General features: G+C 73.4%; 16 protein-coding genes and 1 pseudogene. 11 read left to right on the top strand and 6 right to left on the bottom strand.

The features are described from left to right. Window positions 1-55 precede the first annotated feature (55 nt). Entirely contained in the window at window positions 56-781 is a 726-nt protein-coding gene (locus AB0I82_RS28290; protein ID WP_363260192.1) for an IclR family transcriptional regulator, read from the bottom strand. A gap of 169 nt (window positions 782-950) precedes the next feature. Between AB0I82_RS28290 and AB0I82_RS28295 the strand changes: the two genes are divergently transcribed. The 5 genes and pseudogenes from AB0I82_RS28295 (at window position 951) to AB0I82_RS28315 (ending at window position 6,148) form a co-directional block, all read left to right on the top strand. Then, a complete protein-coding gene (locus tag AB0I82_RS28295; protein WP_363260193.1) occupies window positions 951-1,814 on the top strand; it encodes a fumarylacetoacetate hydrolase family protein in 864 nt (287 codons plus the stop codon). Next, window positions 1,811-2,779: an acetaldehyde dehydrogenase (acetylating) gene (locus tag AB0I82_RS28300; protein WP_363260194.1), complete on the top strand. Its 969-nt coding sequence runs from the start codon at window positions 1,811-1,813 to the stop codon at window positions 2,777-2,779. Before AB0I82_RS28295 ends, AB0I82_RS28300 begins: the two co-directional genes overlap by 4 nt. Continuing rightward, window positions 2,776-3,807 carry a 4-hydroxy-2-oxovalerate aldolase gene (dmpG, locus tag AB0I82_RS28305; protein ID WP_363260195.1) on the top strand — a complete coding sequence of 344 codons (1,032 nt, stop codon included), beginning with the start codon at window positions 2,776-2,778 and terminating at the stop codon, window positions 3,805-3,807. The genes AB0I82_RS28300 and dmpG overlap by 4 nt, the downstream gene beginning before the upstream one ends. A gap of 156 nt (window positions 3,808-3,963) precedes the next feature. Further along, window positions 3,964-5,165 (top strand): annotated as a pseudogene (locus AB0I82_RS28310) (cytochrome P450). Between the two features lie 107 nt (window positions 5,166-5,272). Beyond that, on the top strand, window positions 5,273-6,148 hold the full coding sequence (locus AB0I82_RS28315) for a transporter substrate-binding domain-containing protein (protein WP_363260196.1): 876 nt from the start codon (window positions 5,273-5,275) through the stop codon (window positions 6,146-6,148). Between the two features lie 36 nt (window positions 6,149-6,184). On the opposite strand, the gene AB0I82_RS28320 is transcribed toward AB0I82_RS28315, so the two are convergent. The 4 genes from AB0I82_RS28320 to AB0I82_RS28335 all read right to left on the bottom strand — a co-directional run bounded on the left by AB0I82_RS28320 (window position 6,185) and on the right by AB0I82_RS28335 (window position 13,719). Next, on the bottom strand, window positions 6,185-10,000 hold the full coding sequence (locus AB0I82_RS28320) for an SAV_2336 N-terminal domain-related protein (protein WP_363260197.1): 3,816 nt from the start codon (window positions 9,998-10,000) through the stop codon (window positions 6,185-6,187). Window positions 10,001-10,005: 5 nt separating this feature from the next. Further along, a complete protein-coding gene (locus AB0I82_RS28325) occupies window positions 10,006-10,905 on the bottom strand; it encodes an AAA family ATPase (protein ID WP_363260375.1) in 900 nt (299 codons plus the stop codon). 162 nt (window positions 10,906-11,067) lie between these two features. After that, window positions 11,068-13,326, bottom strand: coding sequence for a trypsin-like peptidase domain-containing protein (locus tag AB0I82_RS28330; RefSeq protein ID WP_363260198.1), 2,259 nt, complete (start codon window positions 13,324-13,326; stop codon window positions 11,068-11,070). Further along, a complete protein-coding gene (locus tag AB0I82_RS28335; RefSeq protein ID WP_363260200.1) occupies window positions 13,327-13,719 on the bottom strand; it encodes a CU044_2847 family protein in 393 nt (130 codons plus the stop codon). Window positions 13,720-13,930: 211 nt separating this feature from the next. On the opposite strand from AB0I82_RS28335, the gene AB0I82_RS28340 reads away from it, so the two are divergent. From AB0I82_RS28340 to AB0I82_RS28365, 6 genes are all read left to right on the top strand, one after another. Then, on the top strand, window positions 13,931-14,704 hold the full coding sequence (locus tag AB0I82_RS28340; RefSeq protein ID WP_363260201.1) for a GntR family transcriptional regulator: 774 nt from the start codon (window positions 13,931-13,933) through the stop codon (window positions 14,702-14,704). An 88-nt stretch (window positions 14,705-14,792) separates the two neighbouring features. Next, window positions 14,793-15,791 (top strand): sugar ABC transporter substrate-binding protein, encoded by a 999-nt coding sequence (locus AB0I82_RS28345; RefSeq protein WP_363260202.1) that lies wholly within the window; start codon window positions 14,793-14,795, stop codon window positions 15,789-15,791. A 107-nt stretch (window positions 15,792-15,898) separates the two neighbouring features. Then, window positions 15,899-16,912 (top strand): sugar ABC transporter substrate-binding protein, encoded by a 1,014-nt coding sequence (locus tag AB0I82_RS28350; RefSeq protein WP_363260203.1) that lies wholly within the window; start codon window positions 15,899-15,901, stop codon window positions 16,910-16,912. Further along, the gene (locus AB0I82_RS28355) at window positions 16,909-17,979 is read left to right on the top strand and encodes an ABC transporter permease (RefSeq protein WP_363260204.1); all 1,071 of its coding nucleotides are present in this window, start codon (window positions 16,909-16,911) and stop codon (window positions 17,977-17,979) included. The genes AB0I82_RS28350 and AB0I82_RS28355 overlap by 4 nt, the downstream gene beginning before the upstream one ends. Continuing rightward, complete coding sequence (locus AB0I82_RS28360; RefSeq protein ID WP_363260205.1) at window positions 17,976-18,824, top strand: ATP-binding cassette domain-containing protein; 849 nt, start codon at window positions 17,976-17,978, stop codon at window positions 18,822-18,824. The genes AB0I82_RS28355 and AB0I82_RS28360 overlap by 4 nt, the downstream gene beginning before the upstream one ends. Before the next feature lie 170 nt (window positions 18,825-18,994). Then, window positions 18,995-19,975 (top strand): NADP-dependent oxidoreductase, encoded by a 981-nt coding sequence (locus AB0I82_RS28365; protein ID WP_363260206.1) that lies wholly within the window; start codon window positions 18,995-18,997, stop codon window positions 19,973-19,975. A gap of 3 nt (window positions 19,976-19,978) precedes the next feature. On the opposite strand, the gene AB0I82_RS28370 is transcribed toward AB0I82_RS28365, so the two are convergent. Continuing rightward, the gene (locus AB0I82_RS28370; RefSeq protein WP_363260207.1) at window positions 19,979-21,622 is read right to left on the bottom strand and encodes a CocE/NonD family hydrolase; all 1,644 of its coding nucleotides are present in this window, start codon (window positions 21,620-21,622) and stop codon (window positions 19,979-19,981) included. Window positions 21,623-21,689 lie beyond the last annotated feature (67 nt).

Consider the following 21,689-nt stretch of genomic DNA (forward strand, 5'->3'; position numbering starts at 1 on the left):
GCGCTTCCCGGCCGTTACCCGGTGTCCCCGTCCGCCGCCCCGTCCGCCGTCCGTCTCAGATTCCCCCGCGCAGCATCCGCGACAGCCCCAGGGCCGCCGTGCGGACGGCCGGGGCGAGCTGGGCCGGGCGGAAGCGGGCGCGGGGGACGGCGACGGAGATCGCGGCCACGGCGTCGCCGCCCGCGAAGACCGGGGCCGCGATGCAGCTGACCCCGGTCACCGCCTCCTGCTCCTCGTAGGCCAGCCCGGACACCTGCGTCTTCTCCAGCGCCATCCGCATGCGGGCCGGATCGGTGATCGAGTACGCCGTCAGGCTCGGCAGCGGCTGCGACAGCACCTCCTCGGTCAGTTCCGTGCCGCCGAACGCCAGCAGCGCCTTGCCCACGCCCGTGCAGCTCAGCGGCAGGCTGTGGCCGATGTGCGAGGGCAGCTGGAGCGCGTCGTGGCCGTGGATGCGCTCCAGGTAGACCACCTCCATCCCCTCCCGCACCCCGAGGTGCACGGTCTCGCGAGTGGCCTCGAAGAGGTCCTGGAGGAAGGGCAGTGCCGCCTCGCGCAGGTCCCGCCGCCGCGGCACCAGCGCGCCCAGCTCGAACAGCCGGTGGCCGAGGCGGTAGCGGGCGTCGTCCGTGCGCTCCAGCCAGCCCAGCCGTACGAGGTCGGCGGCGAGCCGGTGGACGGTCGGCTTGGGCAGGCCCGTACGCTGCGCCAGTTCCGCCAGGCGGTACGGACCGCCGGTCGGGCGGAAGGACTCCACGATCAGGGCGGCCTTGTCGAGCATGCTCGACGCTGCTTCGTTGAGCGCTTTGTTCTGCGCTTCGTTCGGTGCTTCGTTCGCTGCTGCATTCTGTGCTTCGTTCCGTGTCACGGAACAAAGATTGTCCCGTCAGCGGCGCCACGTCTATACCGGAGCACACACCCGCCCCCTCCGCCGATCAGGAGAGCGCTCCATGCCGACCCCACCCGAGCCCGCCCGCGCGGACGGCCCGCCGCCCGCCGTCGTCAAGGCCGCCGACATCCTGGCGGAGGCCGCCCGTACCGGCGTGCCCTGCGCCCCCGTGCGCGGCCTGCTGCCCGAAGGCGACCTGGACACCGCGTACGCCGTCCAGCGGCTCACCATCGAGCGCGAGCTCGCCGCCGGCGGCCGGATCGTCGGCCGCAAGACCGGCCTCACCTCGCCCGCCGTACAGGCCCAGCTCGGCGTGGACCGCCCGGACTTCGGCGCGCTGCTCGCCGGCATGGCGGTGCCCGAGGGCGAGCCGGTGGCGGCCGGGCGGCTGCTGCAGCCCAAGGTGGAGGCGGAGGTCGCGCTCGTCCTGGGGGCCGACCTGCCGCACCGGGACTGCACCGTCGCGGACGTGCTGCGCGCGACGGACTTCGCGCTGGCCGCGCTGGAGATCGTCGACAGCCGGGTGGCCGGCTGGGACATCTCGATCGTCGACACCATCGCCGACAACGCCTCCTCCGGCCTCTTCGTGCTCGGCAGCGCCCCCGTGCCGGTGACGAAGCTGGACCTGCGCGCGGTACGGATGACCATGACCCGCAACGGCGAGCGGGTCTCCACGGGCACCGGCGCCGACTGCCTGGGCAGCCCGCTCAACGCCGCCGCCTGGCTGGCCTCCGCGCTCGCCGCGACGGGCGACCCGCTGCGGGCCGGCGATGTCGTACTGACCGGCGCGCTCGGCCCGATGGCGGCCGCGGCGCCGGGTGACGTGTTCGAGGCACACATCTCGGGCCTGGGCACGGTCACGGCCCGGTTCGCAGCAGAGACGGCCGCAGAGAAGGCCGCGGAGACGGAAGGAGAGCAGCGGTGAGCAAGCACGTGTCCGAGGGGCGCACCAAGGTCGCGATCATCGGCTCCGGAAACATCGGCACCGACCTGATGATCAAGGTACTGCGGCTCTCCGAGAGCCTGGAGGTCGTCGCGCTGGCCGGTATCGACCCCGACTCCGACGGCCTCGCCCGGGCCCGCCGCCTGAAGATCGCCACCACCCACGAAGGCGTCGAAGGACTCGTAAAACTGCCCGAGTTCGAGGACGTGTCGATCGTCTTCGACGCCACCTCCGCCGGGGCGCACCGCCACCACGACGAGGTGCTGCGCGCCCTCGGCCGTACGGTGATCGACCTGACCCCGGCGGCGGTCGGCCCGTACGCCGTGCCGCCGGTCAACCTCGATGCCCAGCTGGACGCGCCCAACGTCAACATGGTCACCTGCGGCGGCCAGGCCACCATCCCGATCGTCGCCGCGGTCTCGGCCGTCACGCCCGTCCACTACGGCGAGATCGTCGCCTCCATCTCCTCGCGCTCCGCCGGTCCCGGCACCCGCGCCAACATCGACGAGTTCACCGAGACCACCGCCGCCGCCATCGAGCAGGTGGGCGGCGCGGCGCGCGGCAAGGCGGTGATCGTCCTCAACCCCGCCGAGCCGCCGCTGATCATGCGGGACACCGTGCACTGCCTGGTGTCGGACGGCGACCGCGACGCCCTCGCCACGGCCGTCGCGGACATGGTCGCGCGCGTCCAGGCGTACGTCCCCGGCTACCGGCTCAAGCAGGAGGTGCAGTTCGAGAAGGTCGTCGCGGGCGATCCGCTGCACGCGCTGCTGCCCGCGGCCGCCGCGTCCGGCGACGCCCTGAAGGTCTCCGTCTTCCTCGAAGTGGAGGGCGCCGCGCACTACCTCCCGGCCTACGCCGGGAACCTCGACATCATGACCTCGGCCGCGCTGCGCACCGCGGAGCGCATCGCCGCACACCGCACCAGCGAGGTGGCAGCACGATGACCGCGAACGAGACCGGCACCCCGGCCCTGTACGTCCAGGACGTCACCCTCCGGGACGGCATGCACGCCATCCGGCACCGCTACACCGTCGAGCAGGCCCGCGCCATCGCCGCTGCCCTGGACGCGGCGGGCGTCGGCGCCATCGAAATCGCCCACGGCGACGGTCTGTCGGGCTCCAGCATCACCTACGGCGTCGGCGCGCACACCGACTGGGAGTGGATCGAGGCCGTCACCGACGCGGCGAAGACCGCCGTACCGACCACCCTCCTGCTCCCGGGCATCGGCACCGTCCGGGACCTCAAGCAGGCGCACGCGCTCGGCATCCGCTCCGTACGCATCGCGACCCACTGCACCGAGGCCGACGTCTCGGCGCAGCACATCGCGGTCGCCCGCGAGCTCGGCATGGACGTGGCCGGGTTCCTGATGATGTCCCACATGGCGGAGCCCGCCGAACTGGCCCGCCAGGCCAAGCTGATGGAGTCCTACGGCGCGCAGTGCGTGTACGTCACCGACTCCGGCGGCCGGCTGACCATGGACGGGGTACGCGACCGCTTCCGCGCCTACCGCGATGTCCTCGACCCGGACACCGGGCTCGGCATCCACGCCCACCACAACCTCGCGCTCGGCGTCGCCAACACCGTCGTCGCCGTGGAGAACGGCGCCACCCGCGTCGACGCCTCGCTGGCCGGCCAGGGCGCGGGCGCCGGGAACTGCCCGCTGGAGGCGTTCGTGGCCGTCGCCGACCTGATGGGCTGGGAGCACGGCTGCGACCTCTTCCCGCTGATGGACGCGGCCGACGACCTCGTACGCCCGCTCCAGGACCGCGAGGTGCGGGTGGACCGGGAGACCCTGAGCCTGGGGTACGCGGGCGTCTACTCCAGCTTCCTCCGGCACGCCGAGGCGGCCGCCGACCGGTACGGCCTGGACACCCGCACCATCCTCGTCGAGGTGGGCCGCCGGGGCCTGGTCGGCGGCCAGGAAGACATGATCACGGACGTCGCCCTGGACCTGGCGGCGGCGCGGGGCTGAGGCCCACGGGAAAGGGCCGGTGCTTCGTACACCGGCCCTTTCGCCGCCTGGGCCGTGTCAGCCGTAGATCTGGTAGAGAGGCGTGCCCGCGACGTAATCTCTGTTGCTGGAGGCGACCAACCGAATTATTGGTGGCCCAGTGGTCAGGGGGAGCACATGACCGACATCGTTGAACTCGCCGCGTTAGCGCCGGACTTCACCAGGGACCCGTATCCGCACTACGCCGAGCTGCGGGCCCGGGGGCCGGTGCACCGGGTGCGGCTGCCCGACGGCCGCGAGGTCTGGCTGGTCGTCGGGCACGACGAGGCGCGGGCCGCGCTCGCCGACCCCCGGCTGAAGAAGGCTGGGCGGCCCACCCCGAGTGGCAGCCGGAAGGGGGCAGCGGCCGGCTGCTCAACAACATGCTGCAGAGCGACCCGCCGACCCACACCCGGCTGCGGAAGCTGGTCGCCAGGGCCTTCACCGGCGGCGCCGTCGAGGCGCTGCGCCCGGCCGTCCAGCGCATCACCGACGGCCTGATCGACGACATGCTCGCGAAGGCGGCCGCGGACGGCCGCGCCGACCTCGTCGAGGCGCTGGCCTACCCGCTGCCCATGACGGTGATCTGCGAGCTGCTGGGCGTGCCGGACCTGGACCGGGAGCGGTTCCGGCGCTGGTCGGACGCGTTCGTCACCGCCGACGGGCCGGGCGGCAGGGACGGCACGGAAGTAGCCGAGCTCGCGGACTACGTGGAACAGCTCATCCGGGACAAGCGGCACGCGCCGGGCTCCGACCTGTTCAGCGCGCTCATCCGGACCACCGACGAGGACGGCGACCGGCTCTCCGGCCCCGAACTGGTCGGTATGGCCTTCCTGTTGCTCGTCGCGGGCCACGAGACAACGGTCGGCCTGATCGCCAACGGTGTACTGGCCCTGCTGCGCCACCCGGATCAACTCGCCGCGCTGCGGGCCGACTTCGGGCTGCTGGACAACGCCGTCGAGGAGATGCTGCGGTACGACGGGCCGGTGGAGACCAGCACCTGGCGCTTCGCCGGGGAGCAGATGGAGATCGGCGGCACGGTGCTGCCGGCCGGTGACATCGTCGTCGTGGCGCTGGCCTCGGCCGCCCGGGAGCCCGGCCGGTTCGACCACCCCGACCGCTTCGACATCACCCGCGAGACCCGCGGCCACCTGGCCTTCGGGCACGGCATCCACTACTGCCTGGGCGCCCCACTGGCCCGCATGGAGGGCCGTATCGCCGTCCGTTCGCTCCTCGAACGCTGCCCGGACCTCGCCCTGGACGCCGACCCCGGCACCCTGGAGTGGCGCCCCGGCCTCCTCATGCGCGGCCCGGTCCGGCTGCCGGTACGGGTGCGGTGAACTGCCTGGCGGCGGGCGCCCGGCCGCGGTCCGGAGGCAGGCTCTAAGCTCTGATCTTGCCGTTCCTCTCGGTACCGCCGCCAGCCCCGCCGCGTTCAGGAGTCGCCATGAAGCGTGCCGTCACGCTGTCCGCCCTCGCCTGCCTTCTCGCCGCCACCGCCGCAGCGCCCACCGCGTTCGCCGGGGACGGCAAGCCGGAGGCGTCCGCCACGCCGGACGCAAAGGCCACCAAGACCGCAAAGGCCGCCAAGAAGAAGATCGTCCACAAGCTCGCGCCCAGCCTCCTGGACACCGTGCCGCGCCGCGGCACCCTGCGGGTGTGCACCACCGGCGACTACCGCCCCTTCACCTCCTGGGACCGGAAGACCGAGACGTACAGCGGCATCGACATCGACATGGCCAAGGACCTGGCGAAGAGCCTGGACGCCAAGGCCAGCTTCGTCCCCACCACCTGGGCGAGCCTGGTCGCCGACCTCGACGGCGGGCGCTGCGACATAGCCGTCGGCGGCGTCTCCATCACCCTGCCGCGCGCCCGCAAGCTCGCCTTCAGCGAGCCGACCCGTACGGACGGCAAGACGCCGATCGTGCGCTGCGAGGACAAGGACAAGTACCGCACGCTGAAGGACATCGACAAGCCGGAGACGACCGTCGTCGTCAATCCCGGCGGCACGAACGAGGAGTTCGCCAGGGCGAACATCAAGGAAGCGAAGATCAAGGTCCACAACGACAACAACACGATCTTCGACGAGATCATCGAGGGCCGGGCCGACGTCATGATGACGGACGCCAGCGAGACGCTCTACCAGGCCAAGCTCCACCCCGAGCTCTGCTCCGTCCACCCGGACGAGCCCTTCACCTTCGCCGAGAAGGCATACGCGCTGCCGCGCAAGGACTTCCAGTTCAAGGAGTACGTCGACCAGTTCGTGCACCTGGCGAAGCACGACGGCACGTACGAGAAGTACGAGGACGAGTGGATGAAGTGACGTCCGGCGCGGGCCTGGTGTCGGCCCGGCGGGGCGTCAGTCGTCCGTGCCGTACAGCGCTGCGGTCGCCGCGCCCCAGCCGCCGGGGTAGTGGCGGTCGAGGGCGGTGAGGGCCTCGGTGAGGGTCGGGGTCAGGATGGCGTACGGGTCGGTGAGCGGGTCGAAGTAGGGGTGGCCGGGCTGGGCCCCGGGGCGGATGACGGTCCGGTCGTCCGCGCGCCGGGCCGGTTCCGGGCCGAGCCAGGCGGCGGCCAGGGCCCGCGCCATCGCCGACGGCGGGTCGTCCTGTGTGAGCGGCCGGACGAGGCGGTGGTAGCGGCGGACCGGTGAGTCGTCGGGGAAGAGGACGTAGTCGCGCACCGGTGCGCGCCGCACCAGGTCGAACGCCGCGCTCCGGGCCGCCCGGCCCGTCGTCCGCTCGAACACCCGGCTGAGGTGCTCCGCCGCCACGGGCAGGTCGCCCAGCGCCAGTGCGTGGTACGCGGCGACCGTGCCCTGGCTGTGGTCGCGGGCGCGCAGCCGCAGCGCGTCGTGCGCGTGCCGCCAGGTGAACGCGTCGGTCTCCGGCCGCATGGCCAGTTCGCGCAGGAGCAGGTGGCGCAGCAGCGGATGCAGCTGATCGGCCGTGCCGTCCTGCAGGGGCGGGGTGAGCAGGCCGTGCGTACGGAAGTGGGACAGGGCGCCCCGCGCGCGGTCGTCCGCGTCGCCCCACAGGCCCCAGGCCGTGAACGCGTGGTCCAGGTCGGCCGCCGCGGCGGCCCGGGGCAGCAGCTCCCGTACTTCCTCGGGCACGTCCCGCAGCAGCGTGTGCAGCAGGTCGCCCGCGAAGTCCCAGCCCGTGTGGTCCGGCAGCGGCCCGGCCGGGGTGAGCAGCCGGCGCAGCCGGTACGCCCAGTCGGTGTCCGCGGGGAAGCGGGGCAGCGCGTCCAGGAGCGCCGCGACCGCGCCGGGGTGGCCGCGCGTCACATCGTGCACGAGGCGGCCGAGCCAGGCGGCCGGGCGTGCGACGGGCGGCCGGGGCAGGCCACGGGTGCCGCCGAGCGTCTCCGCGGCGAGCTCGGTGACCTCGGCCAGGGACAGCCCGCCGAGCTGGGCGACGACCAGGTCGTCCGCCGTCCGGTTCTCCTGACGATGCGTCAGCCGCCAGTTGGTGAGCTGGAAGCGCAGGTCGGGCCCGGCCAGTTGCTCCGGATCGACCTGCCGGGGCACGGTCCCGGCGGTGGCCACGGCCAGCAGCGGGTCCCAGGCCGGGGTGACACCGCTGTCCAGCGCCCGGGCATGGGCCAGCCCCTGCAGGAACTCCTCGCCCACCGGGCAGTCCGCGTTGTCCAGCAGGAGCAGGCAGTGCGTGGTGCGCCGGCGGACGGAGCCGGCGCCGTAGGCCGTCCGCAGGTCCGAGAGCAGCGCCCGCAGCAGTACTTCGTCCACGGTTCCGCTGTACGCGGGCAGGCCCGCGAGCTGCCGCCGCAGGTACCGCAGCAGGTCACGGGCGCTGCCGCCGCTGCGCCGTGCGACGCCCGCCAGCGCCCGCTCCAGGTGCCGCAGCCGCAGCCGCGGTTCACCGGCCAGCCGCAGCACGGCGCCGACGCCGGGCGGCGGGGCCGCGTCCCCGAGCGCGTCCAGACTGCTCTGCAGCCCGGCCCGTACGGCAGCGGGGACATCGCCGAGCGGGAAGCGGCCCAGCACACCGCGCACCGACTCCGCCAGCTCCCGCACGGCACGCGGCGTGGGCGCGAGGGCGAGCGCGATGAGCAGCCCGGCGAAGGCCGGGAAGGCGAGCGGCGGGTGCCGGGCGGCGTCCCGGTGGAACTGCCCGGCCGCCTCCAGGGCCACTTCCGTGATCGAGGTGTAGCCGCGGTCCAGGTCCAGCCAGGCCAGCGGCGCGTCCAGCTCCTGGGCGCGGGCCGACAGCTGCCGCAGCAGCGTGGTCTTGCCGCCGCCCGGCGGCCCGAGGAAGAGGTAGGCGGGCAGCTCGCTGTGGGCGTGCGGGTCGCGGTGCAGCGCGTCCAGTACCGCCGTCTTCAGCAGTTTCTGGCCGCGCGCCCCGTCCCGGGCGGCGGCAGCGGGCCAGGGCGCGGGGGAGCCGCCGTCGGGGACGCGGGGGCCGGGGAGGACGCCGGGCACCGGGGCCCGGGCCGCCGCCGCTGCCTTGGAAGGCGCGTTCCGCGCGGCCACGGGAGACTCGGCGGTCGTCGCCGCCCGGCGCGGCGCCGGTGCGTCCGCACGCCCGATCCCCAGCCGTACGAGCAGTGCGTCGTTCACCCAGGCGAACGCCCTGGCGTGGTCCGGCAGCCGGTCCGGGCCCGTCGGGTGCGCGATCCAGGCGGGGAAGTCCGGGGAGCGGCCGACCAGTTCGTCCATCCGGCGGCCCACCGTCAGCCCGGTCTCCAGCAGTTCGGCGGTGGGCACGGTGTCGAACAGTATGGCCTTCGTCGCCGCGGGGAAGTCGAACTGCCGCAGCCGCTCGGGCACGTCGTGCGCGTCCGGTGGCGGCACGGCGCGCAGCAGCCCGCCGGAGAACACCTCGGCGAGATGCGCGGTCTCGGCGGGCCAGGACACCGACTCCTGCACCAGCCGCATGGCCGGTACGGACACCGGCGCGAGCGCCGCGAGATGGGCGGCGAGGCGGTACGCCTCGGGGGACACGGTGTCGCGGAACCGCAGTACGGAGGTGGTCGCCGCGTCGGTTCCCGGCGGCGGCGCGGGTGTCGCGGCGACGTCCGCGCCGAGGTCGCCGGCGGCCGCGGGCGCGGTGCGCAGCAGCGGGAGTACGGCCGTGCCGCCGGGCGAGGCGACCAGCCGCGCCCACTCGGCGACGGAGGCGGGACGCGGCGCCAGGACGGGGATCGGCACGCCCCGGAAGGACGCCAGCTCGGGTGGCAGGCCGGAGGCGGTGACCTGCCAGGTCGCGTTGGCCGAGGCCCGGCCGCGCGAGGTCACCTCCCAGCGGTCGGCGCGCACTCCGGAGCCCTTCCACATCTGCGGCGGCAGTACCTGGAGCACCGCCGTCGGGCCGCAGCGGCCCCACCCCGCGAGTACGTCCGCCATCGCGCCGCCGCGCCACGCCGACCCGATGCCGTCCGTGACGACCAGCACCATCGTGGCGCCGGACGGGTCGGCGAGGACCGCCGGGTCGCCGTTGGCCGGGCCCTCGCCGAACGGGCTGCTGCGCAGGCCGGGCCGTCCGCCGCCGCGGGTGTGCAGCCCGTACACCCGCACGTCCCGGAACGCGCCGAGCCGTTCCAGTACCCCGCGCAGCTCGCCGCAGAGCCGCTGCCACAGCAGCATCGACGTGCCGTCGTCGATGACCAGAGCCAGGTCCAGCCAGCGTTCGCGGGCGGGCAGGATCGCCACGTCCGGGAGCCCGGTCTCGGCCATCGCGTCGACCGTCGCGGCCTCGTCGACCTCGGTACGGACCGGGCTGGGGCGCTGCTGCTGGAGCGGGCGCAGCGCGCGGGAGAGGGCGAGCGCGTCGGTGACGGCCTTGCCTTCGGGGGCGCGTACGGGCACGGCCGGGCGGCCGCCGTCCCGGTCCGGCGCGGGCGTGCGGAGCGGGCCGCCGTGCAGGCCGTGCCCGGCGTCCGGGCGGCGGGGCGCGCGGGCGGGTGCCGGGGGACGGGCCTCGCGGCCGGGGGAGCGGGAGGGCAGCACCGGCTCCCCGTCCGGCGCCTCGGGCGCCGATGGATCGTCCGGCTCCGGCGGCGCCGCCCCGTCCCCCGGCTCCGGATCAGGCGCCGCGGCCGCCTCCTCCGGCGCGGGCAGCCGGGTCGCCAGCCAGAGCGCGTCCAGCAACTCCTGCGGCGACAGCTCCACTCCGCTGTCGCCCAGGATGCGGCGGGCCCGCTCCGGCATCGTGGTTACACCGTCCCGCCGAGCCGGTGCAGCACGGCCTTGCGTACCGCCTCGGCGTCGATGTCCACGCCGCCCGCGCGCAGGAAGACGGCGTTCAGCAGCTGGTCGGTGGCCAGTTCGCCGAGCGCGCGGCGGTTCAGGAACGCGGTGAGCAGGTCGTCGACCTCGGGCAGGATGTCCGGGCCGAGGTGGGCCGCGATGATCTCGCGGAGCCGGGTCTCGTCCGGGTCGGGCAGGTCCAGGCGGACGCAGCGGCGCAGGAAGGCGGGCGGGAAGTCGCGCTCGCCGTTGCTGGTGATCACCACGACGGGGAATTCGCGGCAGCGGACACGGCCGCGGTGGACGGGCTCGGTGGCACCCGGATCGGCGGTGAGCACGTCCACATCGGCCTGGTCCTCGGGCAGCCGGGCCAGCTCCGGGATCTCGAACTCGCCGCTCTCGAAGACCGCGAGCAGGTCGTTGGGCAGGTCCACATCGCCCTTGTCCAGCTCGTCGACCAGCAGCACCCGCGGCCGGTCGCGGGGCGCGAGGGCGGTGCCGAGGGGGCCGAGCCTGACGAACGTACCGATGTGCGGCTCCGGTTCGTCGCGGTCGCGGCGGAGCGACGCCTCGCGCAGCCGGCCCACCGCGTCGTACCGGTACAGCGCGTCCTGCAGCGTGGCGCGGCTGTTGACCGGCCAGTGCAGCACCCGGCCCAGCGACAGCTCGTGCGCGATGGCCTGCGCGAGCGAGGACTTGCCCGTGCCGGGGTGGCCGGTGACCAGCAGCGGGCGGCGCAGGTGCAGCGCGGCGCTCACCACGTCGGCCTGCTCCGGGCCGATCAGATACGGGCCGCCGCCCGGCCCGGGGGCGGACGTGTCCGGACGCGCGGGTCCGAAGCGGCGCCAGGGCGGCGCCTCGGGCATCGCGGGCCGGCGGGCCCGGCCGTCGCCGCGGAAGAGCCGCCAGCCGTCCGCGGCGCCGGTGCCGCGGTCGTCGGCGGGCCGGGCGGGACCGGGCACGGCGGCGTCCGGGGCCTCGTGGCGGTCGGCGGGTGCGTTCTCGGTGCTCATGGCTCCCTGGACTTCCTACAGTTCCGCTCGCTCGGAAGGGTCGGTCAGCTGCGCGGTCAGCGGCAGCGGGCGGCCCGGATCGTCCCACACCAAGACCGGGCGGGCCCGGTACTCGTCGGGGGAGCGGCGGGCCTTGGCGCGGTACTCCCTTACAGCGTCGGGCAGTTGGTGCACCCGCGAGGGCGGGTCGAGCGCGAAGAGCCGGCTGTCCGCCGGGTGCTCCCCACGGTCCCACAGCAGCACCGGCACCCCGCAGGCCAGGCACCATGTCGCGGTCCTGGCGCGGGTGCCGTGCGGGGTGCCGATCACCACCACGGACGCGTCCAGGTCCTCGTCGAGGAGCCCGGCCACCCGGCCCGGGTCGTCGTGCGCCGCGTCCAGCCGTACCGCGCCCTTCTTGCCCAGCGCCCGCCACCGGCGCCGCCACACCCCGTCGCTGTCGGCCAGCCGCCGGATGCTCGGGCAGCGCAGCACCATCGGATAGCGGGTGCCGACGACCTTGGGCGGCAGCGGGCCCTCGCCCGCGGCGTCCAGCGAATCCAGGTCGATCTCCAGATCGCCGTGTTCCACGATCAGTTCGACGGCCGGCCACGCCTGCCCCACCGAGGCACCGGCCAGCCGGTCCAGGTGCTTGTGCAGGACCTTGACGATCTCGGCCGGGGTCAGCGGGTCGGCGCCCGCACCGGCCGCGGGCTGCAGCCGCCCGTCGCCCACATCCGTCCAGAACCCCACGTCGTACCGGCGGGTGCGGCCGTGGCCCGTGCCGCCGGTCAGCTCCACGACCAGCCGCGGCGGCGCGCTCACCGCGGACTGCGCCCACTGGTCGGCGTCGGCGCGCCGGTCGGCGAGGGTGCCCGCGTCGATGCCGAGGTGGCCCGCCATCCGCTCGTTCCACAGCCGCAGTTCGGTGCGCTGGGCGAGCGGGCTGCCGAGCGCCGCGACGAACTCCACCGCGCGCAGCAGCGCCGGCACGCCCGGCGTCCCGGCCGGCACCTGCCGCCCGTCGCCCGCGCGGCTCTCCAGCGCGGTCACCCAGTGCCGCGCGTACGCGGCGAAGACCTTCGGGTCGCTGAGCCCCGTACCGTCCACCACCTCGTCCGGCAGCGGATACGGGAACGCGCTGCGGGTGGCCTCGGGGACCCGCCGCCGCACGTCGTCGGGGAGCGTGCCGAGCAGCTGCAGCAGCGCCTGCTCCTCCCACGGGGACATCCAGCGGTCCGTCAGGCGCGGGGTGAGCCGGGCCAGGTCGCGCAGCGCGCGGGCGTTCACCGGGTCGTACGGCGCGAGCACCTCGGCGAGCGCGGGCACCGCCCGGTCGACGGTCAGCAGGACCTCCGTCCACTCCTCCAGGGTGGGCAGCGAGCCGTCCTCGGGGTGCGGCAGCCGGCACCGCTCGGCGAAGCGCGCGGCGTGCTTGCGGATGTGTGCCTCGTCGGGCAGCGCGCGGTCCAGCAGTACGCGCAGATCCTCGCGGAGCCGGTCGGGGGTGCGCTGCTGCGGCACCGGGTCCGTGCAGTCCGCGAGCAGCGCGCGGGCGCCCGCGGCGATCAGCTCCTCCTTGATGACCTGCCAGGAGAACGACCAGCTCAGCCGGGTGGTCATGGTGGGATCGTAGGGGCCGGTGCCGTGCGTGACCATGGCGGCGACCAGCCCGACCGCGCGGTGGTCGCCCACCGACCAGACCGGGCCGCCGCTGTAACCGCCGCGGATCGCCGCGCCGGTGGGCCGCCCGTGCACATAGCCGATGCCGCCCTCGCAGGAGACGATCCGGCCGTACGCGGTGTGCTCGGGGTCGCCGGTGCCGTACCGGGCGCGGACGGTACGGTCGCCGGTCATCGCCGTCCAGCGGGGCGGGGTGACGCCGGGCGGCGGGTCGCCGGTCAGCTCCAGTACGGCGAGGTCGCCGCGCCAGCGCCGGGCGCCGGGCGGCACGGGGCAGTGCCGCTCGGGGAACTGCTCGTCCCGCGGCGGTATCCAGTGGGTGAGCCGGGCGGTGCCGCGCGCTTCGTGCGCGGCGCCCGGAAAGCCCAACGTCAGCTCCACCGCGCCGGGGTGGGAGTGCTCCAGCCGGTCCCGGCCGGCCGCGAGATTGACGACGTGGGCGCAGGTGAGGACGTGCCGGGAGGTGAGGCAGACTCCGGCGCCGACCGTACGGACGCCACTGCCGGTCGCCGCCGTACGGGGATCGGCGTCGTACACCGTGACCAGCCCGGCCCGCTCGTCCGGCGTCGCGTCCTCACCGGCGCCCTCCGCGCCGGCGCCGAACCACCGCACTCAGCCCTCCTGGGATGCGGTGTCCGGCAGCTGCCAGCTGGCGGTGATCGTCATGGCGGCCTGGGCGCTGCCTCCGGCGATGCCGAGCTTGAGGTCCTGCCCGATCTGCACGCCGAACTCCACGGACAGCTCCTGCGGAGGGTTCTCCGTGCGCACGACGGAGTCGTGCACCTCCTGGAGCAGCGGACCGAGCGGGCTGAGCACCGCACGCAGCCCGTCCCCGGCGAGCGCGGCCACCCGGTCGGCACCGCGCCCCACCGGCTCGACGGTGCCGGCCCCGTCGGGCAGATCCGCGCGGGCTGCCGGCACGGCGGGCGCGGGCGTCCCGACGGGGGCGAGGGCGAGGCGGACCAACGTGCGGTCGGACAGATGCAGTTCGGCGTACTCCGGCATCCGCCCATTGTGCCGCCTGTGCCCCCTGTGGCCACCCGTTTCTCCCGATCGGGGGCGTCGAAATGCTGCGCTGACCAGCGGCCGGGCGCGGACGGGCTGCCGTACGCCGGTGCAGAAACGTACCAACGTCACAAGTACTGCAGTGCGTAATGTCCGGACAATGTGACCTCCGGACTTCCCGTCATGCGCAGGGGCGGATACGCTCGGCCGCGTGGGGAAACACGAAGCAGTCACCGAGGGCGCCGAGGGCCCTGTCCAGTTCAGCGTCGACCGGAGCAGCCCGGTCCCGCTGTACTTCCAGCTGTCCCAGCAGCTGGAGGCCGCGATCGAGACCGGCAAGCTGGCCCCGGGCAGCCTGCTCGGCAATGAGATCGAGCTCGCGGGGCGGCTGGGCCTGTCCCGGCCGACCGTCCGGCAGGCCATCCAGTCGCTGGTCGACAAGGGGCTGCTCGTCCGCCGCCGCGGCATCGGCACCCAGGTCGTGCACAGCCAGGTCAAGCGCCCGCTGGAGCTGAGCAGCCTCTACGACGACCTGGAGGCGGCCGGCCAGAAGCCCGCCACGAAGGTACTGCTCAACACCACCACCGAGGCCACCGCCGAGGTCGCCGCGGCGCTCGGCGTCGCGGAGGGCGAGGAGGTCGCGCTCGTCGAGCGGCTCCGGCTCACGCACGGCGAGCCCATGGCCCACCTGCGCAACCACCTCCCGCTCGGGCTGATCGAGCTGGAGACCGCTCAGCTGGAGAGCACCGGCCTGTACCGCCTGATGCGCAATGCCGGGATCACCCTGCACAGCGCCCGGCAGGCGGTCGGCGCGAGGGTCGCCGACGCGGCGGAGGCCGAGCGGCTGGCGGAGGAGGCGGGCGCCCCGCTGCTCACGATGCAGCGCACGACGTTCGACGACACGGGCCGCGCCGTCGAATTCGGCTCGCACGTCTACCGCGCTTCGCGGTACGCCTTCGAGTTCCAGCTCCTCGTGCGGCCGTAAGAATGTTCTGACAAACCATTGACGCCGTTCGTCGTACGCCGCTAGAACTCCTCCAGCCGCACTCTCGCGGCAAGGGAGGCGGTTCACGATGCGTACCGTACGAAGCGTCCGCGCGCTCGCGGCAGCCCTCGCGGCGCTCGCCCTCGCCGCCGGCTGCAGCGGCTCCGGCGGCAAGCAGTCCGAGGAGGATGCCGCGTCCGGCGCCTCGGGCAAGGTCGCCGGTACGCCCCGCATGACCATCGGCATGGTCAGCCACTCCGGCGAGGGCGACACCTTCTGGGACATCGTCCAGACCGGCGCCGAGCAGGCGGCGAAGAAGGACAACGTGAAATTCCTCTACGCCAATGACAAGGAGGGGTCGCGCCAGGCCGAGCTGGTCCGCAGCATGGTCGACCAGAAGGTCGACGGGCTGATCGTGACGCTCGCCAAGCCGCGGGCCGTGAAGTCGGCGGTCCGGGCCGCCGGGAAAGCCGGTATCCCGGTGATCACCATCAACTCCGGCGGCGAGTTCTCGAAGGCGTACGGCGCGCTCACCCACATCGGCCAGGACGAGAGCGTGGCAGGCCGGGCGGTCGGTGACGAGCTGAACGCGCGGGACCGCAAGAAGGCGCTGTGCGTCATCCATGAGCAGGGCAACGTCTCGCTGGAGGACCGCTGCGCCGGAGTGAAGGAGTCCTTCCGCGGCACGGTCGAGAACCTCAACGTCGACGGGACGAACGCACCGTCCTCCCAGTCCTCCATCGAGGCGAAGCTCCAGTCGGACAAGGACATCGACGCGATCGTCACGCTCGGCGCACCCATCGCGGCCATCTCGGTCAAGGCCCGGGAGCAGGCCGGCAGCGCCGCGCAGATCGCGACCTTCGACCTGAACGCCGCCGTGGTGAAGAGCCTGAAGGCGAAGGACATCACCTTCGCCGTCGACCAGCAGCCCTACCTCCAGGGGTACGAAGCGGTCGATCTGCTCTGGCTGAACCGGACCAATGCCAACGTACTGGGCGGCGGCCGCCCGGTGCTCACCGGCCCGGCCATCGTGACCGGCAAGGACGTACCGCCGCTGGAGAAGTACACAGCCCGCGGGACCCGCTGACCCCGGGACCAGCAGGCATAACGGATACTTGGCGGTTGGGCCCGATCCGTCGGGCCCACGGAATGACTACACAGAGTGAGAACAACCATCGAGAAGGGCACGACCTCGTGGCAAGGGTTCGGACAGGGGCACGCGCGCTGGGCGCCGTGCTGGCAGGGGTGCTCGGCCTGGCCCTGGCGGGCTGCAGCGCCACCGGCGGCAAGCGGGCCGAGGAGGCCCGCGAGGCGCAGGTGGCCGGCGGCAAGGCCGCGGTGAACACCCCGAAGTGGACCTTCGCCATGGTCAGCCACTCCGGCGACGGCGACACCTTCTGGGACATCGTGCAGAACGGCGCCAAGCAGGCCGCCGCCAAGGACAACATCAAGTTCGTCTACGGGCACGACAAGGAGGGCAGCCGGCAGGCGCAGCTCGTGCAGTCCTACATCGACCAGAAGGTCGACGGGCTGATCGTCACGCTCGCCAAGCCGGACGCCATGAAGGGCGTACTGGCCAGGGCCGAGAAGGCCGGCATCCCGGTGATCACCGTGAACTCCGGCTCCGAGGTCTCCGAGAAGTACGGCGCGCTCACCCACGTCGGCCAGGACGAGTCCATCGCGGGCGAGGCGGTCGGCGAGGAGCTGAACAAGCGGCACAAGAAGAAGGCGCTGTGCGTCCTGCACGAGCAGGGCAACGTCGGCCACGAGCAGCGCTGCGACGGCGCGCAGAAGACCTTCGACGGCACGATGAAGAAGCTGTACGTCGAGGGCACCAACATGCCCGACGTGCAGTCCTCCATCGAGTCCCAGCTGCAGGCCGACTCGAAGATCGACTCCGTGGTCACGCTGGGCGCGCCGTTCGCCGCCACCGCCGTGAAGGCCAAGGACCAGGCGAACAGCAAGGCAGAGATCGACACCTTCGACCTGAACGCGCAGGTCGCCGACGGGCTGCAGGACGGCTCGCTCGGCTTCGCCGTCGACCAGCAGCCCTACCTCCAGGGCTACCAGGCGGTCGACCTGCTCTGGCTGTACAAGTACAACTCCGACGTCCTCGGCGGCGGCCGTCCCGTCCTCACCGGACCCCAGGTGGTCACCAAGAAGGACGCCGGCGCGCTGGCCGAATACACGAAGCGGGGGACCCGATGAGCACCGCCGCACCACCCGCGGAACCGCAGCCGACCAAGCCGACCGAGGGGCCGGACGAGCGCCTCGTGCACCGTTCGCTCGCCCGCCGTCTGATGGGCCGCCCCGAGCTGGGCGCGGTGGTCGGCGCGATCGCCGTCTTCCTGTTCTTCTCGTTCGCGGCCGACACCTTCCTGCAGGCGGACAGCCTCTCGACGGTGCTGTACGCGTCCTCGACGATCGGCATCATGGCCGTACCGGTCGCGCTGCTGATGATCGGCGGCGAGTTCGACCTGTCGGCCGGTGTGATGGTCGTCAGCTCGGCGCTGATCTCGTCGATGTTCAGCTACCAGATGACCGCCAACACCTGGGTCGGCGTCGGGGTGTCCTTGCTGGTCACCCTCGCCATCGGGGTCTTCAACGGCTTCCTGCTCACCCGGACGAAGCTGCCCAGCTTCATCATCACGCTCGGCACGTTCTTCATGCTGACCGGCCTGAACCTCGGCTTCACCAAGCTGATCAGCGGCACGGTCTCCACGAAGTCCATCGCCGACATGGAGGGCTTCGAGTCGGCCCGGGTGCTCTTCGCCTCGCACCTCACGATCGGCGGCGTGGACATCCAGGTCACGATCCTGTGGTGGATCGCGCTGATCGCCCTCGCCACCTGGATCCTGCTGCGCACCCGCGTCGGCAACTGGATCTTCGCGGTGGGCGGCAACGCGGACGCGGCCCGCGCGGTCGGCGTCCCGGTCACCAAGACCAAGATCGGCCTGTACATGGGCGTGGCCTTCGCCGCCTGGATCTCCGGCCAGCACCTGCTGTTCTCGTACGACGCGATCCAGTCCGGCGACGGCGTCGGCAACGAGTTCCTCTACATCATCGCGGCGGCCGTCGGCGGCTGCCTGATGACCGGCGGCTACGGCTCGGCGATCGGCGCCGCGGTCGGCGCCTTCATCTTCGGCATGACCAGCAAGGGCATCGTGTACGCCCAGTGGAACCCGGACTGGTACAAGTTCTTCCTCGGCGCGATGCTGCTGCTCGCCACGCTGCTGAACGCCTGGGTACGCAAGCGCGCGGAGGCGAACAAATGAGTACCGCGACCGACCGTGAGCCCCGTACCGAAGCCGGGACGCCGCTCGTCGAGCTGAGCGACGTCAGCAAGTACTACGGCAACGTCAAGGCCCTCGAAGGGGTCTCGCTGGAGGTGCACGCGGGGGAGATCTCCTGCGTGCTCGGTGACAACGGCGCCGGCAAGTCCACCCTCATCAAGATCATCGCGGGGCTGCACCAGCACGACGCCGGTACCTTCACCATCGAGGGCGAGGAGGCCAGGCTCTCCTCCCCGCGCGAGGCCCTGGACCGCGGCATCGCCACCGTCTACCAGGACCTCGCCGTCGTCCCCCTGATGCCGGTCTGGCGGAACTTCTTCCTCGGCTCCGAGCCGACGAAGGGCTTCGGCCCCTTCAAGCACCTCGACGCCCGCGCGATGCGCGAGACCACCCGCTCCGAGCTGCTGCGGATGGGCATCGACCTGCGCGACGTGGACCAGCCGATCGGCACTCTCTCCGGCGGCGAGCGGCAGTGCGTGGCCATCGCCCGCGCGGTCTACTTCGGCGCCAAGGTCCTCGTCCTGGACGAGCCGACCGCGGCGCTCGGCGTGAAGCAGTCCGGCGTGGTCCTCAAGTACGTCGCCGCCGCCCGGGACGCGGGCCTCGGCGTCGTCCTGATCACCCACAACCCGCACCACGCCTACCTCGTCGGGGACCGCTTCGTCCTCCTCAAGCGCGGCACCATGGCCGGCAGCCACCTCAAGTCGGAGATCGCGCTGGAGGAGCTGACCCGCCAGATGGCCGGCGGCAGCGAACTGGAGCAGCTCAGCCACGAACTGGAGCGCGCGCAGGGCCCGGAGCACCTCGGCGGCCACCCCAGGCACTGAGGAGGCGCTGCGGCCACGGGCGTACGGGTGCCGACGGTCGGGTACGGATGCGGCGCGCGGGACGGCTTCCGCGGGGGCGCCGGTCCCCGGCGGTAGCTTCGCCGGTACGGGGGTCAGCACACCCCGCGGCGCACCCGCGCCGAGTACCGCACACGCACAGGAGGCACGACATGACCAGCGCCCCGAGCGGCGAGACCACCATGCGCGCGATCACCCAGGACGCGCTCGGCGGCCCGGACGTCCTGCGGATGTCCGAGGTGCCGCGGCCGGCGCCGCTGCCGACCGAGGTGCTGGTGCGGGTGCACGCCGCGGGCGTGAACCCGATCGACTACAAGACCCGGCAGAGCGGCGGCCTGGGCGTCCTCGGCGATCCGCCGTTCACCGTCGGCTGGGACGTCTCCGGCGTGGTGGAAGAGGTGGGCTTCGGCGTGCACACCCTCGCGGTGGGCGACGAGGTGTACGGGATGCCCTGGTTCCCCCGGGAGGCCGCCGCGTACGCCGAGTACGTCACCGCCCCCTCCCGGCACTTCGCCCGCAAGCCGGCCCTGCTCAACCACGAGCACGCCGCCGCCGTGCCGCTGGCCGCGCTCACCGCCTGGCAGACGCTGGTCGACGCGGCCCATGTGACCGCCGGCCAGCGGGTGCTGATCCACGCGGCGGCCGGCGGCGTCGGCCACTTCGCCGTACAGCTCGCCAAGCACCTCGGCGCCCACGTCATCGGCACCGCGAGCGCCGCCAAGCACGACTGGCTGCGGAGCCTGGGCGCCGACGAGCTGGTCGACTACACCGCCGTACGGTTCGAGGACGAGATCCGGGACGTCGACGTGGTCATCGACCTGGTCGGCGACGAGAAGGACGACACCAGCACCCGGTCGTTGGCCACGCTCCGCTCCGGCGGTCTGCTGATCGCCGTGCCCTCCGGCGTCGCGCCCGAGCTCGCGGACACCGCCCGCCAGCTGGGACTGCGCGCGTGCGGCTTCCTCGTGGAGCCGGACGGCCCGGCCCTCACGAAGCTCGCCGAGCTGATCGACAAGGGCATGGTCAAGGTCGAGGTGGAGGACGTCCTCCCGCTGGAACACGCCGCGGAGGCGCACCGCCGCGGAGAAGAGGGCCGCACCAGCGGCAAGCTGGTCCTGAAGGTACGGGACTGACGCTCATTCCCGGGCCCGCGCGGGCAGTGACACGGGAAGCGACAGCGCCGAGCCCGCGTGCAGCGTGATCCGTGCCGGTACGAGGGCGGTGGCGTCGGCCGGGGACTCCCCGTTGCCGGGGTTGCGGGCGTAACGGGGGTGCGCGCCGCCGCTGAGCTGGAGGCGGATGCGGTGGCCCGCGGCGAAGCGGTGGGCGGTGGAGCTCATCGGCACGGTGACCGTCGAGGGGTCCGGCTCGTCGGTTGTCAGCCGGACCAGCCCGTCGCAGACATTGGTGGAACGGTTCGCCGCGTCCACGTCGCACAGCCGGGCGAAGACATCCGCGTGGCCGGTGTCCGTGGAGATCCGCAGCCGCGCCGCGACCGGGCCGAGCACCTCGACGGGCTCGGTCAGCGGCGCGCTCGTGAACGTCAGGACGTCCTCCCGCGCCTCCAGGGCACCGTTGTCGCGCGGCCCGGCTCCGGGGGAGAGCAGCGGGCCGCCCACGGAAGGGGTGGGGTCGGCCGGGTCGTAACGCATCGACGCCAGCGGCACGGCGTCCGCCGGGGGCTGCCGGGTGAGGGCCCCGTGCGCGGCGGGGAACCAGTCGGTCGTGGCGGGCGCGTGCGGCCAGTCGTCGAGATCCCGCCAGGCGCCCTCGCCGCCGATGTGCACGCGTACGGGGGTGGGGCGCAGCCCGGCGGGGTCGCCGCACAGGTGCGCGCGCAGCCAGCCGAGGCTCTCGGCGAAGACCTCGGGCCAGCCCTGCTGCATCGCGGAGGTGTGCGTCCAGGGGCCGACGAGCAGGGTGGTCGCGCGGCCCGCCCGGCGCAGCCGGTGGTACTGCGCGAAGGTCTGGTCGGCCAGCGCGTCGTGCCACCCGGCGATCAGCGCGGTGGGCACGCCCGGCCGCTCGGCGGCCGCCGCCACGGATGTGCCCTGCCAGTGCGGGTCGTCGGCCTCCGGGTGTGTCATCGCACCGTCCAGCCAGGGCACTTCCCCGAGCGCGGCGACGTACGCCTTGCGCAGCGGCAGCGCGGTGGTGATCTCGCGCAGCCGGCGCTTCAGGCGCAGCATCGCGCGGACGAGGGGCAGGGTCCCCTGGTGCTGGTACGTCATGCCCGCGCCCACGGCGAGCGCGTTCTCCAGGTGGAAGGCGCCGCCCGCGTGGAAGAAGGCGTGCGGATCGTGCAGTCCGGCCTGTATCACCATCGCCTTCAGCTCCGGCGGCGGATCGAGCGCGAGCGCCCACTGCACGTACCCCAGGTAGCTGGGGCCGACCGTGCCGAGGGTCCCGGTGAACCAGGGCTGCCGCCGCAGCCAGGCCACCGTGGCCCGGCCGTCGGCGGCCTCCTGGCGCCAGGGGTCGAACCGGCCGCCCGAGCCGCCCGTGCCGCGGCAGCTCTGCAGGACCACGTGGAAGCCCTGTTCGGCGAAGAGCATGCCGTACAGGGGTGACCAGGGCAGGCCCCTCCCGTAGGGCGAGCGCACGAGAAGGGTGGGGAAGTCGCCCGCCGCGCGGGGGAAATAGTGGTCCGTCAGCAAGGGGCTGCCGTCGGCCGCTGGCACCACGAGCCCCGGTTCCCAGCCGGCTTCGTACCGCTTGGCCGGAAGGCCGCGCCAGGTCGCCCGCATCATCCGCGCGGACAGTGGCGGTTTCGTTCTCATCGTTCCCCCTCGTTCCCCAGCGTTATTTCCGTACACTGTACGAGAATGATCCGAGGCAATGGAAGGC

This window comes from Streptomyces sp. NPDC050315, assembly GCF_040655775.1.
Taxonomy (GTDB): Bacteria; Actinomycetota; Actinomycetes; order Streptomycetales; family Streptomycetaceae; genus Streptomyces.